The following is a 14,005-nucleotide window of genomic DNA, read 5'->3' on the forward strand; positions in this document are numbered from 1 at the left end:
CTCAGGCCGTGGTGGCGCGCCAGCGCAGGCGGTTTTCGATCAGCGTGTCGCAGGCCAGCAGGAAGAACAGCAGCATGCCCTGGAACACCCAGCCAATGGCCGACGGCAGGCCCAGGCGCGATTGCGCCATCTCGCCGCCGATATAGAACAGCGACATCATGATGCCGCCGAAGACGGTGCCGAGCGGATGCAGCCGGCCGATAAAGGCGACGATGATGGCGGTGAAGCCATAGCCCGGCGAGATCGACGGCAGCAGCTGGCCGATTGGCCCGGTCACTTCGAACGCGCCGGCCAGGCCCGCGGTGGCGCCCGAGATCAGCAGCGCGCTCCACAGCGCGCTGCGCGCCGAGAAGCCGGCGTAGCGCGCCGCCGCCGGTGCGGTGCCGCCCACCTGCAGCCGATAGCCCGCGAAGCTGCGGAACACGAACACGGTCATCACCGCCACCAGCACCAGCATCACGACAAAGCCGGCATGCAGGCGCGAGCCCGACATCAGGTTGGGCAGCAGGTACTCGGACGAGAACACCTTCGATTGCGGGAAGTTCATGCCGTTGGGATCCTTCAGCGGCCCGTTGACCACCCACAGCAGCAACTGCTGCGCGATATAGGTGAGCATCAGCGAGACCAGGATCTCATTGGCGTTGAACCGGTCCTTGAGCACCGCCGTGAGCGAGGCCCACAGCATGCCGCCGACCATGCCGGCCAGCGAGGCCAGCACCAGCACCACGGTGCCGTTCACGGCCTGGCCCGGCACGTCGAAGTAAAGAACCGTGGCGCCCGCGCAGATGCCGCCGGCAATCAGCTGCCCGTCGGCGCCGATATTCCACACGTTGGCGCGATAGCACACCGACAGGCCGAGCGCGCACAGCACCAGCGGCACGGTCTTGAGCAGTACCTCGCCAATGGCGCGCTTGTCGCGCAGCGGATCGGCCAGGAAGACCTTGAGCGCGGCCACCGGGTCCTTGCCGAGCACCAGGAACAGCAGCGCGCCGAACAGGAGCGTCAGCGCCAGCGCGATCACCGGCGAGGCATAGGCCATGGCGCGCGAGGGCACGCCGCGCGGCGCCAGGGAGAGGGGGGAGCGGGGCAGCAGGTGTCGCACATCAGCCATGGCTTGCCACCTCCGCGCCAGCATGCGCCTGGGCAGGCCCGCCTTCCCACAGTCCGCTCATCCAAAGGCCGACCTGCTCGCGCGTGGCGGTCTCGGTTGGCACCGACGGCGACAGCCGGCCCTTGGCGATCACGTGCAGCCGGTCGCAGATCGCGAACAGCTCATCGAGTTCTTCCGACACCACCAGGATGGCGCAGCCGGTGGCCTTCAGTGCCAGGATCTCGTTGTGGATCTGCGCCGCGGCGCCCACGTCCACGCCCCAGGTCGGTTGCGCCACGATCAGTACCTTCGGGCCGCTTTCGATCTCGCGGCCGACAATGAATTTCTGCAGGTTGCCGCCCGACAGGCTGCGCGCCAGCGCGTCCGGCCCGCTGGCCTTGACGCGGAAGCGGTTGATCACCGCCGTGGCCAGCCCGGTGGCGGCTTTGGGCGAGATCATGCCTTGCCGCACATAGGGCGGCGTCTGGTGCGACAACAGGATATTGGTGGCCAGACTCATGCCCGGCACCGCGCCGCGGCCCAGGCGCTCTTCCGGCACGAAGGCCAGGCCCGCGCGGCGGCGCTGGCGCGCATCGAGCCGGCCGACCGGCTTGCCGCCAAGCTGTACGGACATGTGGTCCGCGCGCGTGTCCTCGCCGGACAGCGCGGCGAGCAGTTCCTGCTGCCCGTTGCCCGACACGCCGGCGATGCCGACGATCTCGCCGGCATGGACATCGAGCGAAATCCGGTTCAGCTCGGTCGCGAACGCATGCGCGCGCGGCAGCGACAGATTCTGCACGCTGAGCCGTACCGGGCCACGCTCGGCGGCCACGCGCGCTTCGCGCGGCGGCTCGCCGCCGATCATCAGCCGCGACAGCGACGCCGCGGTTTCCTGGCGCGGATCGCAGACGCCGGTGACCTTGCCCATGCGCATCACGGTCGCGTGATGGCACAGCGCGCGGATCTCGTCGAGCTTGTGGCTGATGTAGAGGATGCTGGTGCCTTCGGCCGCGAGCTGGCGCAGCGTGACGAAGAGCGTTTCCACCGCTTGCGGCGTCAGCACCGAGGTGGGTTCGTCCAGGATCAGCAGTTGCGGACCGGCCAGCAGCGCGCGCACGATCTCCACGCGCTGGCGCTCGCCGACCGACAGCGTATGCACATGGCGGTTCGGCTCCAGCGGCAGGCCGTAGCGCTCGGCGGTGGCGCGGATGCGCTCGGCCAGCTGCTTCATGTTGCCTTGCTGTCCGGCGGGCAGGCCGAGTGCGATGTTCTCAGTCACGGTCAGCGTGTCGAACAGCGAGAAATGCTGGAACACCATGGCGATGCCCAGGTTGCGGGCATCGTGCGGGCTGTTGATGGCGACCGGCTCCCCGTTGAAGTGCATCTCGCCGGCATCCGGACGGACCGCGCCAAAGATGATCTTCATCAGGGTGGACTTGCCTGCGCCGTTTTCGCCCAGCACGGCATGGATCTCGCCGGGCGCGACGCTGAGGCTGACGTCGTCATTGGCGACGACGCCCGGGTAGCGCTTGCTGATATGGGCCAGCGCCAGCCTTGGAGGGAGTTGTGATGTCACTGAGGCGGCTCGGGTTGTTGTAGTGGCAGCAACGTGGGATGCATCAAAAGCGCGGCAGTGCGTGGCGCAGCATCGCCGCGACGCATTGCAGCATTCATCATGATCTGGTGATGCCCGATATTTGTGGTGAATTATATAAGTGCCAGGGGGCCGGACGGGCCGAATCCGGCGACTTTCCAGTCCCTGCAACGGTTTATGGGAGGTTGCAAGTCGCGTGCCGGCCACAGCACGAAAAAAAGCCGCCGGCTCCTTGCGGAGCCAGCGGCTGGCACTGGAACGGCGGCAGGGGTCAGGCGCCGGTCGCGGCGGCAGTGGTGGCGAAGCGCCCGTCGCGGAAGTCCGCCAGCGTCTGGTAGATCTGCTCCTGCGTGTTCATCACGAACGGCCCGTACTGCGCGATCGGCTCGTTCAGCGGCTGGCCGGCAATCAGCAGGAAGCGCGCGTCGGCCTCGGCCTTGACGATGACGCCGTCAGACTGGCCGGCGTTGTCCAGCACGCCCATGCGCTGGGCCTCGAGCACGGTGCGCTCGTCGCCGCTGCCGACCGAGACCTCGCCCCGGTACACGTAGAGGAACGCGTTGTGCCCGGCCGGCAGCGCCTGCGCAAAGGTCTGGCCGGCCGGCAGGTGCACGTCCAGGTAGACCGGCTCGGTCACCGGGCGCGTGATCGCACCGGCCACGCCATGCGTGGCGCCGGCCAGCACGCGCACCGTGCCGCCATGGTCCAGCGCCACCGCCGGGATCTCGGCGGCAGGCAGGTCGCGGTACCACGGCGCGGTCATCTTGTCCGCGGCAGGCAGGTTCAGCCACAGCTGGAAGCCTTCCATGCGGCCGTCTTCCTGCTCGGGCATTTCCGAGTGGATCACGCCGGCGCCCGCCACCATCCACTGCGCGCCGCCGTTCTGCAGCAGGCCCTCGTTGCCGGCGCTGTCGCGATGGCGCATGCGCCCGGCCAGCATGTAGGTGATGGTCTCGAAGCCGCGGTGCGGGTGATCGGGGAAGCCGCCGATATAGTCGTCCTTGCTGTCGGTGCCGAAGGCATCGAGCATCAGGAACGGGTCCAGCCGGCGCTGCAGGTTCTGCGTCAGCACGCGGGTCAGCTTGACGCCGGCGCCGTCAGAAGTGGCGATGCCCCGCACGACGCGGTCCACGGTGCGCGACCGTTGCACGGTCTCCGTGGCAGTGGCGGGAACGGTGGCGAAGGTGGTTCGGATGTCCATGTCTTTCTCCTGTGAGGCGGGTCCGGCGCGGCGATGGCCGGGCGGTTCCCGTCGTTTCAGCTACCTTGTCAATTTAGTGGTTTGGCGCGGAAAGAGTAGAGGGTCCCAAGGCAACAGATTGTTCCGCTGGCGTACCGAGTTGGTGGTTTGTGATGATGATTCCGGAACGATCACGGCGACTTTGGATGGTGAATCGTGCTCGCGGAACATGCCGCAAGATGTCCCCGAATTCGCCCAGGATCGGCGCCGGAAACCGCGAAGATGACAAAATCGATGAAGATCGCTATAATAGCGCTCTCTTTGTCATCCGTTGATGCGAGATGTGGCGTGGGAAATACCTCGCCAGCCCTTGTCAGTCAACGGCCGATGGACCGGCGGCGCGTCGGAAAATTTCAATACTTGCGCTGCCACTGGCCAACCGATCGCAACGATGCTTGCGCCGCCGGTTGCGCCGCTTCAGGGACTGCCGTTCAACCCGGCATCCCGTCAATCGGACTCCCCGCCCACGGCGGAGGAATCCACAGACCGTCCGCCGGCAATCGTGCCGGTCATGGCGGCAATGCAATCTGAACCGGGCCTGGTGGCGCCCCATCTCCGCACGCACCAGCCCATCTTGTTTTCCATCGTCGAAAAGTGGCGTTCTACGCGCTTTTCGGGTCGGGAAAAGGGGAGACTATGTCAAAGCAACCGGCACGGGCCTTCGCCTGGGCAGGACTGACGCTTGCTGCGCTGGCCGCCCTGGTGGCGTGGATCGGCGTCGATGTGATCCGCCAGTACCAGGAGCGGCTGCTCTACGACGTGGCCGACCACCTGCGCCTGGTGGTGCTGTCGATGACCCTGGCGCTGGCCACCGGTATTCCCGCCGGCATCGCGCTGAGCCGCCCGTGCATGCGCCGCTGGGCCGACCGGCTGATGCAGGTCTTCAACGTGGGCAATACCGTGCCGTCGCTGGCGGTGCTGGCGCTGGCCCTGGCCGTGCTCGGCATCGGCGAGCGGCCCGCCATCCTGGCGCTGTGGCTGGCCTCGCTGCTGCCGATCGTGCGCAATACCTATGAGGGCCTGCGCAGTGTCTCGCCCACGCTGCTGGAAGCGGCGCGCGGCATCGGCATGACGCCGGTGCAGCGCCTGGTGCGCGTGGAACTGCCCAATGCGCTGCCGGTGATGCTGGCCGGCATCCGCATCGCGCTGGTCATCAATGTGGGCACGGTGCCGCTGTCGTTCCTGATCGGCGCCAACAGCCTGGGCGAGCTGATCTTCCCGGGCATCTACCTGAACAACCAGCCGCTGCTGCTGCTGGGTGCTGCCGCCACGGCGCTGCTGGCGCTGGCACTGGACGCGCTCTTTGCCGCGGCCGGCCAGCTGTACCTGCGCCGCCGCGGCCTGGCGCGCTGACCCTGGGGGCCAATATGAAAGACCCAATGGAATTCATCCGCCGCCGTGCCCGGCGCGTCGCCATCGTCGTGGCGGCGGTCACCGCCCTTGCGGCGGGCCTGGCGCTGGCCACTGCACCTGACGCGCATGCCAGGGACGCGCCGATCCGCGTGGGCGGCAAGAATTTCACCGAGCAGCTGCTGCTGTCGTCGATGACTTCGAAGTACCTGCGCGCCAAGGGCTTCACCACCGAGCTTACCGCCGGCCTGGGCAGCACGCTGATGCGCCAGGCGATGGAGAGCAACCAGCTCGACGTGGTGTGGGACTACACCGGCACCGCGCTGATCGTGTTCAACAAGGTCGAAGAGAAACTCGACGCCAAAGAGAGCTACGAGCGCGTCAGGCGGATGGATGGCGCGCGCGGGCTGGTGTGGCTGGACGCCTCGGGCATCAACAATACCTACGCGCTGGCCATGCCCAGGGAGCGCGCGGCGGCCAGCGGCGCGACCACGCTGTCGGCCTTTGCCGGGCAGATGCGCCGCGCCGGCCCCGAGGTTGGCCATCCATTCGCCGTCGACATGGAGTTCGCGGCGCGCCCGGACGGCCTGGAGCCGCTCAAGGCGCTGTACAAGCTGCCGTTCTCGCGCCGCGACGTGATCCAGCTCGACCCGGGGCTGGTCTACACGGCGCTGAAGAACAACCAGGTGGAACTGGGCCTGGTCTACGCGACCGACGGCCGCGTCAAGGGCTTCGACCTGGTGCTGCTGGAAGACGACCAGCACTTCTTCCCGCCGTACAACGCGGTGCCGGTGGTGCGCAAGGCGGTGCTGGACCAGCATCCGGAACTCGCGCAGTTGCTCAACGCGCTCGCGGCCACGCTCGACAACGAGAGCATGACCGAGATGAACTACAAGGTGGACATCGGCCAGCAGCCGGTGGACCAGGTGGCGGAGGATTTCCTGCGCGGCCACGGACTGATCTGAGGAGGGCGGCATGGACCTGTACGCTTACCTGCAACACAGCTGGCCCACGCTGCTGAAGCTGACCGGCGAGCACCTGGCGCTGGTGGGCTCGGCGGTGGGGCTGGCGATCCTGGTCGGGGTGCCGCTGGGCATCGTGATCACGCGCTTCCGGGCGCTGGCCACGCCGCTGCTGGCGCTGGCGACGATCGTGCTGACGCTGCCGTCGATCGCGCTGTTCGGGCTGATGATCCCGGTCTTCGCGCGCTTCGGCCATGCGCTGGGCTACGTGCCCGCGGTGACGGCGGTGTTCCTGTACTCGCTGCTGCCGATCATGCGCAATACCTACACCGCGCTGGCCAATGTCGACCCCGGCATCCAGGAAGCGGGCCGCGGCATCGGCATGACCACCTGGCAGCGCATGCGGCTGGTGGACCTGCCGCTGGCGGTGCCGGTGATCCTTGGCGGGGTGCGTACCGCCGTGGTGATGAATATCGGGGTTGCCACCATTGCCGCCATCATTGGCGCGGGTGGCCTTGGGGTGCTGATCCTGCAGGCGATCAGCCAGAGCAACATGAGCAAGCTGGCCGTGGGCGCGGTCCTGGTCAGCCTGCTTGCCATCGTCGCGGACGCCTTCCTGCAGTGGCTGCAGCGGGCGCTGACGCCAAGAGGAATCCGGCTATGATCGAACTCGACCAACTCACCAAGTCCTTCGCGCAGAAAGACGGCACGGAAACGCGCGCGGTCGATGCCGTGTCGCTGACGGTGCCGCGCGGCGAGATCTGCGTCTTCCTCGGCCCCTCGGGCTGCGGCAAGACCACCACGCTGAAGATGATCAACCGGCTGATCGAGCCGACCTCGGGCACGGTGCGCATCGAGGGCGAGGATACACGCGGCCTTGACGGCGTGGCCCTGCGCCGCAAGATCGGCTACGTGATCCAGCAGATCGGCCTGTTCCCCAACATGACCATCGAAGAAAACATCATGGTGGTGCCGCGCCTGCTCGGCTGGGACAAGCGGCAATGCCGCGAGCGCGCGCGCGAACTGATGGCGATGGTGCAGCTAGACCCCAACCGGCTGCTGACGCGCTACCCGCGCGAGCTGTCCGGCGGCCAGCAGCAGCGCATCGGCGTGATCCGCGCGCTGGCTGCCGACGCGCCGCTGCTGCTGATGGACGAGCCCTTCGGCGCGGTCGATCCGATCAACCGCGAGAGCATCCAGAACGAATTCCTGCAGATGCAGCGCCAGCTCGGCAAGACCGTGATCATGGTCTCGCACGATATCGACGAAGCCATCAAGCTGGCCGACAAGGTGGCGGTGTTCCGCCGCGGCAAGCTGGTGCAGTTCGACCACCCCGACGCGCTGCTGGCGCATCCCGCCGATGAATTCGTGCAGGCCTTCGTCGGCCACGACAACACGCTCAAGCGCCTGCTGCTGGTGCGCGCCGGCGACGCCGCCACCATGCCGCCGAGCTGCCGCCCCGGCATGCCGCTGGCCGAGGCGCTGGCGGTAATGGACGATGCCGACGTGCGCCACCTGCCGGTGGTGGACGACGCCCAGGTCGCGCTGGGCTACGTCACGCGCCGCGATGCGCGTTCGGGCCAGGGCCAGTGCAGCGACGTGATGCGCCCGTTCGCCGTCACCGCGGCCTTCGACGAGCACCTGCGCATCGTGCTGTCGCGCATGTACCAGCACAACACCAGCTGGCTGCCGGTGATGGGCGCTGACGGCGCCTACCTGGGCGAGGTCACGCAGGAATCTATCGCGGGGTACCTGAGCTCCGGCCGTTCACGCGGGCAGGCCGGGGTGCTTGCCGCCTCCGCTTCCACGCCGCTGGGCTTGCCGCTTGCAGCTGCGGCACAGCCCGCCGGGGGCGGCACATGGCCTGGCGCGCGTGCTGGCGTGTAAGTACCGGCTTAAGCTTTCGGAAGCCGAGGCCGGCCGTCTGTTGACGCAAGACCTGCACGAACCAGGCAAATAAAAACGGCCCGCACCAGAGACTGGTGCGGGCCGTTTTTCCTGTCTGGCGGAAGCGGTGAGATTCGAACTCACGGATGGGTCACCCCATCGGCAGTTTTCAAGACTGCTGCCTTAAACCACTCGGCCACGCTTCCTGGAGAATGCGCATTGTAGCGCGGATTATTGCACACGCTCTACTTGGCGAAGCCCGGCATTATACAGGGGTGTGACAAGGGTTTGCATGACGCCCGCTGCGCATCGGCTTGTCGGCGTTTGTCCGACACAACGGAACCTTGTGCACGGAGGCGGGCTCTTAGGGTTGTGCCGGGGGCGCAGCGCATAATGCGTTGCCTGGTATTCGACAAGCAACAGAGGAGAATTTGATGCAAGCAAATCGCAAACGCTGGCTCGGTGTCGTTGCCGCGGCAACGGCCGCTGTTCTTACGGGTTGCGCGGCACCCGGCGGCTACAACAACGGTTACGGTGGCTACGGTGCCCCGCCGCCGCCCAATGCCGGCTACCAGAACCCGAACGTCTCGCAGGCGCCGCAGGGCGCGGTCTACTTTGGCCGCGTGGAATCCATTGAGCCGCTGTCGCAGCAGCAGAGCAGCAACGGGCTGGTGGGTACGCTGATCGGCGGTGCCGCCGGCGGCCTGCTCGGCCATCAGGTCGGTGGCGGCCGCGGCCAGACCGCGGCGACCATCGGCGGCGCGGTGTTGGGTGCCGTGGCAGGCAACCAGATCGACAAGCGAGCCACCACGAATTCGCAGACGACCTACCGCGTCAACGTCCGGCTGGACGACGGGCGTGTGGCCACCGTTCAGCAGGCCAACCTCAACGGCCTGCAGGTAGGGGCCCGGGCGCGCGTTGCCAACGACATGGCGGTGCCGTACTGATGCACTGACCGTAGTCACCCGGGACGGCCATGCCATTGCATGGCCGTTTTATTTTGGGCCGCAGTCCTGGCCATGACGGCAGGCCATCGCATCGTCAGTCCTTCAGGAACATTTCCTGCAGGTCGTTGAGAAAGCGCCGGCCCAGCTCGGTCGGGCGGATGGTAGTCAGGTCCGCTTCCAGCAGCCCCTTTTTTTCGGCTTCGGCCAGCTGCTTGCTGATGGTATGCAGCGGTAGCCCGGTGTAGTCGTGGAAGCTCGATGCCGGTACGCCGTCGGTCAGGCGCAGCGCATTGAGCATGAACTCGAACGGCAGTTCGTCGGCGCCGACATCGCGCGCTTCCTGCACGGCATTGCCGGCCAGCGCCTGCTCCATGTAGGTGGCCGGATGCTTGTGCCGCATCTGGCGCAGGATCCGATGCGGGAACGACAGCTTGCCGTGCGCGCCGGCGCCGATCCCAAGGTAGTCGCCGAAGCGCCAGTAGTTCAGGTTATGGCGCGCCTCGCGATGCGGCCTGGCGTAGGCCGAGGTTTCGTAGTGCCGGTAGCCCGCCTCGGCCGTGCGCGCTTCGATCCAATCCTGCATCTCGTACGCGCTGTCGTCGTCCGGCAGCGCGGGCGGGAACTTCGCGAACAGCGTGTTCGGCTCCAGCGTCAGGTGGTACAGCGACAGGTGCGTGGTGCCGTACGACAGCGCGCTTTCCACATCCTGCCGGCATTCGTCCAGCGTCTGGCCGGGCAGGGCGTACATCAGGTCCAGGTTGATGTTGTCGAAGCTGGCCTGGGCGATGTCGATGGCCTTGCGGGCTTCGGCGCCGCCGTGGATGCGCCCCAGCGCCTGCAGGTGGCGGTCGTTGAAGCTCTGGATGCCGATCGACAGCCGGTCGATGCCGCTGGCGCGGTAGCTGGCGAACTTGTCGGCCTCGAAGGTGCCGGGGTTGGCCTCCATCGTGATCTCGGCATCGGCATCTAGCGGCAGCAGCGCGCGGATATCCGACAGCAGCCGGTCCATGCCGGCCGCCGACAGCAGGCTGGGCGTGCCGCCGCCGATAAATACCGTGTGCACCGGCCGGCCCCATACCAGCGGCAGCGACTGCTCCAGGTCCGCGCGCAGCGCGTCCAGGTAGATGTCTTCCGGGATCTCGTGGTTGTCGGCGCCGGGCGCGGCGTGCGAGTTGAAATCACAATACGGGCACTTGCGCACGCACCACGGGATATGCACATACAGCGACAGCGGCGGCGACCCTGGCAGGCTGATCTGCCCGGGCTTGAGCCAGAGCTGCTTGCTGTCCACGGGCACGGACGCGGAGACCGGTACGATCGGGATCATCGGGTGGCGGCTTTGGTGGCTTCGGCGGCCTCGGCCTGCAGCCGTGCCACCAGCGCGCGCAGCGCATGAGCGCGGTGGCTGACCGTGTTCTTCTCGTCGGGCGACAGCTCGGCGGCAGTCTTGCCCAGCCGCGGCAGCAGGAAGTGCGGGTCGTAGCCAAAGCCGCCGGCGCCGCGCGGCGCGTCGACGACCTCGCCGTGCCAGAGGCCTTCGGCGATGATCGGGCAGGGGTCCTCGGCATGGCGCACGAACACCAGCACGCAGTAGTAGTGCGCGTGGCGGTTCAGCTTGCCGGCCAGTTGCGAGACCAGGTGCGCATTGTTGGCGGCATCCGACTTGGCCTGGCCCGCCATCTGCGCATAGCGCGCCGAATAGACCCCGGGCGCGCCGCCCAGCGCCTGCACGCAGATGCCGGAGTCGTCCGCCAGCGCGGGCAGCCCGGCCAGCCGGCTGGCCTGGCGGGCCTTGGCCAGCGCATTTTCGACGAAGGTGGCAAAGGGCTCTTCGGCCTCGGGGATGCCCAGTTCGCCCTGGGTCACCACGTCAAAGCCGAGCGGGGCCAGCAGTGCGCCGAACTCGCGCAGCTTGCCGGGGTTGTTGGAGGCCAGTACCAGGCGTTGCATCGCGCTTCCCGTTCCTCAGGCCAGGCCGAGCGCTTCGCGCTGGTGCCGCACCAGGCGGGCGATACCGGCTTCGGCCAGGCGCGTCATGGCGTCCAGGTCGGCGCGGCTGAAGGGGGCGCCTTCGGCGGTGCCCTGGACTTCGACAAAGCCGCCGCTGCCGGTCATGACCACGTTCATGTCGGTGTCGCAGTTGCTGTCCTCGGCGTAGTCCAGGTCCAGCACGGGCACGCCGTCGACCATGCCGACCGAGACCGCGGCAACGTGGTCGCGGATCGGGCTAGCGGCGATCAGGCCGTCGCGCAGCATGGTCGAGACCGCGTCATGGGCGGCGACAAAGGCGCCGGTGATGGCCGCGGTGCGGGTGCCGCCGTCGGCCTGCAGCACGTCGCAGTCCAGGTGGATGGTGTATTCGCCGAGCGCCGCCAGGTCGAACACCGAGCGCATGGCGCGGCCGATCAGGCGCTGGATTTCCTGGGTGCGCCCGGTCTGCTTGCCGCGCGCGGCCTCGCGGTCCGAGCGGGTGTGCGTGGCGCGCGGCAGCATGCCGTATTCGGCCGTGACCCAGCCTTCGCCGCTGCCCTTCTTGTGCGGCGGCACCTTGGCCAGCACGCTGGCGGTGCAGAGCACCTTGGTATCGCCAAAGGCACACAGGACGGAGCCTTCGGCGTGGCGGGTGTAGTGGCGGGTAAGGCTGATGGAACGCAGCGCATCGGCTGCGCGGCCGCTGGGTCGCATGGGATGGTTTATCCGAATCGGGGGGAGACCGCGATTCTACCGCCGCCAGCCCGCGCGCGCTGTATTGCCGCCCCGGCGGGTGCCGGGGGCAGCGCATCAACGCATCAGGTTGCTGGTCTTGTCGATGGCGGCGCGGATTTCGGCGATCGAGCGCTCGATCTCCTCCTCGGACAGCAGGTCGCTGTCGGAGCCGGGGCGCTCCAGGATCGAGGTGGTGAAGGCATTCAGCGGCAGGGTGTCGGTCAGCACCGAATCCTGTCCCGTGACGTTGCTGTCCAGCTCCCACATCATGGCAATGCCGGTGGTGTTGTCGGCACCTTCGCCGGCGTTCTGCAGCGCCTGATCGATCAGCGCCGGCACGGCCTGCACCACCGACAGGCGCGACAGCTTGTCGACCAGCACTGGTTCTTCCAGCACGCCCCACAGGCCGTCAGAACAGAGCAGGGCTACGTCGCCCGGTTCCAGCGGCACCGGCCCGCCCAGGTCGATCAGCGGCAGGTTGGGCGAGCCCAGGCAGTTGTAGAGCTTGTTGCGTTCGGGGTGGTTGGCCACGTGCATCGGCAGCACGCGCTCCTGCTGCAGCAGGTTCTCGATCTTGGAGTGGTCGCGCGTGCGCGTCAGCAGCCGGCCCTTGCGCAGCAGGTAGTAGCGCGAATCGCCGGCGTGGGCCCAGTAGATCTGGCCGTGCTGCACCAGGCAGCAGACCACCGTGGTGCGCGGCACGTCGGCCATCTGGTTGGCTTCCGCATAGCGGTGGATCTCGCGGTGCGCCAGCATGATGGTGTCCTGCAGGAACTCGGCAGGGTTGCGCACCGTGGGCCGAGCCTGCACCTGGAACTGGCGCGCCAGCGTCTGCAGTGCCTGCTGCGCGGCGACTTCGCCGTGGGCATGGCCGCCGAGGCCGTCGGCCAGCACCATCAGCAGTGCGTCACGCGTGAAGCAATAGCCCATGCGGTCCTGGTTGACGCGGCGGCCGCCTTTCCTGCTTTCCTGGTAGACGGAGAATCGCATGTTGGCTTTGGCTTTCAGGTAATTCAGTGGGCTGGCCGCAACTGGGTAGCCAGGTTTTGTGATTCAGTCGACGCTTGCGCCGGGGGTGGCATCGTCACGCCGGCGCAGCAGCGTCAGGAAGCGCGATGTCACCGCGGATTTTTCCGCTGGGGCCGGGGCCGGAGCCGGGGCTTGCGTCGGTGGCGCCAGCGCCTGTTCGCCCAGGGCGTTGGTCTGCTCGCGCAACTCCTTCTGCAACCGGAATACACTTTGCGGGCGTCCGGACGGCGTCAGCCGCAGGCACCATTCGACCAGGTCCACGAGGCCGTTGGTATAGCTGCTGCGCAGCCGCACCAGCGCTTCGCCCATGCGGTCGTCCTTTTCCCGCTGGTTGGCCTCCTGCGGCGGCATGCCGGCCATGCAGGCGTAGAGCGTCGCGCCCAGGCTGTAGATGTCGGTCCACGGGCCCAGGTCGGAATGCTTGCCGTAGAGCTCGGGCGCGGCAAAGCCGGGGGTGTACATCGGCTGGAAACGCGCCGCTTCCATGGTCAGGATCTGCCGCGCCGCGCCGAAATCGAGCAGGATCGGGGATTCGTCCTCGCGCAGGTAGATGTTGCCGGGCTTGATATCCAGGTGCAGCAGCTTGTGGATATGCACTTCGCGCAGCCCGCTCATCAGGTCGTGGAAGACCTTGCGGATGAAATGCTCGCGCAGCACCTTGGCGCGGCCCTGCTGGCGGGCGGCCAGCACGTGCTCCTGCAGCGTCTTGCCCAGCTCGTAGTTCATCACCATGTAGACGGTGGAATTCTCGCGGAAGAAGTTCACCACGCGCACTACGCTGGGATGGGAGATGCGGGCCAGCGAGCGGCCCTCTTCGAAGAAGTATTTCAGGCCCAGCCGGAACGCGGCGGCGTTTTCCTCGGGCACCACGGGGATCAGTTCGCCCGGGTTGCGCCGCGCCAGCGACGACGGCAGGTATTCCTTGATGGCAACCGGCGCGCCGGTCTCGTCGGTGGCCAGGTAGACGAAACTGAACCCCCCGCTGGCCAACTTCTTTACAATACGATAGTTGGACAACAGCGTGCCGACGGGCAGCGGTGCACTCTTCAATTGTGTCGTGCCCTTTGGCTCTGTCATGGGAATAGGGACCTGATCTGCCTCCGGATTGTCCGGGCTAATCGGTCACTTGTAAAGAACACAAATACGGGCATTGTTGCCCTCCTTTCAACCTATTGAGAGCGTCCCCCAGGATCCCGTTGC

General features: G+C 67.3%; 13 protein-coding genes and 1 tRNA gene. 5 read left to right on the top strand and 9 right to left on the bottom strand.

Translation table 11 applies throughout. The annotated features are described in order from the left end of the window. Position 1 precedes the first annotated feature (1 nt). From ACREYQ_RS04295 to ACREYQ_RS04305, 3 genes are all read right to left on the bottom strand, one after another. Entirely contained in the window at positions 2-1,111 is a 1,110-nt protein-coding gene (locus ACREYQ_RS04295) for an ABC transporter permease (protein WP_432259548.1), read from the bottom strand. After that, positions 1,104-2,666, bottom strand: a complete 1,563-nt coding sequence (locus ACREYQ_RS04300; protein WP_432259549.1) for an ABC transporter ATP-binding protein — start codon at positions 2,664-2,666, stop codon at positions 1,104-1,106. The genes ACREYQ_RS04295 and ACREYQ_RS04300 overlap by 8 nt, the downstream gene beginning before the upstream one ends. A gap of 289 nt (positions 2,667-2,955) precedes the next feature. Continuing rightward, positions 2,956-3,885: a pirin family protein gene (locus tag ACREYQ_RS04305; protein WP_432259550.1), complete on the bottom strand. Its 930-nt coding sequence runs from the start codon at positions 3,883-3,885 to the stop codon at positions 2,956-2,958. Positions 3,886-4,560: 675 nt separating this feature from the next. Between ACREYQ_RS04305 and ACREYQ_RS04310 the strand changes: the two genes are divergently transcribed. From ACREYQ_RS04310 to ACREYQ_RS04325, 4 genes are read left to right on the top strand one after another with little or no spacing between them, the layout of a single operon-like run. Beyond that, a complete protein-coding gene (locus tag ACREYQ_RS04310) occupies positions 4,561-5,277 on the top strand; it encodes an ABC transporter permease (protein ID WP_432259551.1) in 717 nt (238 codons plus the stop codon). Positions 5,278-5,303: 26 nt separating this feature from the next. Continuing rightward, positions 5,304-6,239, top strand: a complete 936-nt coding sequence (locus ACREYQ_RS04315) for a glycine betaine ABC transporter substrate-binding protein (RefSeq protein WP_432259552.1) — start codon at positions 5,304-5,306, stop codon at positions 6,237-6,239. Between the two features lie 10 nt (positions 6,240-6,249). Then, complete coding sequence (locus ACREYQ_RS04320; RefSeq protein WP_432259553.1) at positions 6,250-6,900, top strand: ABC transporter permease; 651 nt, start codon at positions 6,250-6,252, stop codon at positions 6,898-6,900. After that, positions 6,897-8,123 carry an osmoprotectant ABC transporter ATP-binding protein OsmV gene (locus tag ACREYQ_RS04325; RefSeq protein ID WP_432259554.1) on the top strand — a complete coding sequence of 409 codons (1,227 nt, stop codon included), beginning with the start codon at positions 6,897-6,899 and terminating at the stop codon, positions 8,121-8,123. Before ACREYQ_RS04320 ends, ACREYQ_RS04325 begins: the two co-directional genes overlap by 4 nt. Positions 8,124-8,239: 116 nt before the next feature. On the opposite strand, the gene ACREYQ_RS04330 is transcribed toward ACREYQ_RS04325, so the two are convergent. After that, positions 8,240-8,329: transfer RNA gene (locus ACREYQ_RS04330), tRNA-Ser, on the bottom strand. Positions 8,330-8,557: 228 nt separating this feature from the next. On the opposite strand from ACREYQ_RS04330, the gene ACREYQ_RS04335 reads away from it, so the two are divergent. Next, positions 8,558-9,070, top strand: a complete 513-nt coding sequence (locus ACREYQ_RS04335) for a glycine zipper 2TM domain-containing protein (RefSeq protein ID WP_432259555.1) — start codon at positions 8,558-8,560, stop codon at positions 9,068-9,070. A 94-nt stretch (positions 9,071-9,164) separates the two neighbouring features. Here the strand turns inward: ACREYQ_RS04335 and hemW are convergent, their stop codons facing one another. From hemW to ACREYQ_RS04360, 5 genes are all read right to left on the bottom strand, one after another. Further along, complete coding sequence (gene hemW, locus ACREYQ_RS04340; RefSeq protein WP_432259556.1) at positions 9,165-10,397, bottom strand: radical SAM family heme chaperone HemW; 1,233 nt, start codon at positions 10,395-10,397, stop codon at positions 9,165-9,167. Continuing rightward, positions 10,394-11,020 carry an RdgB/HAM1 family non-canonical purine NTP pyrophosphatase gene (gene rdgB, locus ACREYQ_RS04345; protein WP_432259557.1) on the bottom strand — a complete coding sequence of 209 codons (627 nt, stop codon included), beginning with the start codon at positions 11,018-11,020 and terminating at the stop codon, positions 10,394-10,396. Before rdgB ends, hemW begins: the two co-directional genes overlap by 4 nt. 15 nt (positions 11,021-11,035) lie before the next feature. Next, complete coding sequence (gene rph, locus ACREYQ_RS04350; RefSeq protein WP_432259558.1) at positions 11,036-11,755, bottom strand: ribonuclease PH; 720 nt, start codon at positions 11,753-11,755, stop codon at positions 11,036-11,038. A gap of 96 nt (positions 11,756-11,851) precedes the next feature. Further along, the gene (locus ACREYQ_RS04355) at positions 11,852-12,766 is read right to left on the bottom strand and encodes a PP2C family protein-serine/threonine phosphatase (protein WP_432259559.1); all 915 of its coding nucleotides are present in this window, start codon (positions 12,764-12,766) and stop codon (positions 11,852-11,854) included. Positions 12,767-12,829: 63 nt separating this feature from the next. Continuing rightward, positions 12,830-13,882 carry a serine/threonine protein kinase gene (locus ACREYQ_RS04360; protein ID WP_432259560.1) on the bottom strand — a complete coding sequence of 351 codons (1,053 nt, stop codon included), beginning with the start codon at positions 13,880-13,882 and terminating at the stop codon, positions 12,830-12,832. Between the last annotated feature and the right edge of the window lie 123 nt (positions 13,883-14,005).

It is taken from the genome of Cupriavidus sp. TMH.W2 (genome assembly GCF_050847365.1).
Taxonomy (GTDB): domain Bacteria; phylum Pseudomonadota; class Gammaproteobacteria; order Burkholderiales; family Burkholderiaceae; genus Cupriavidus.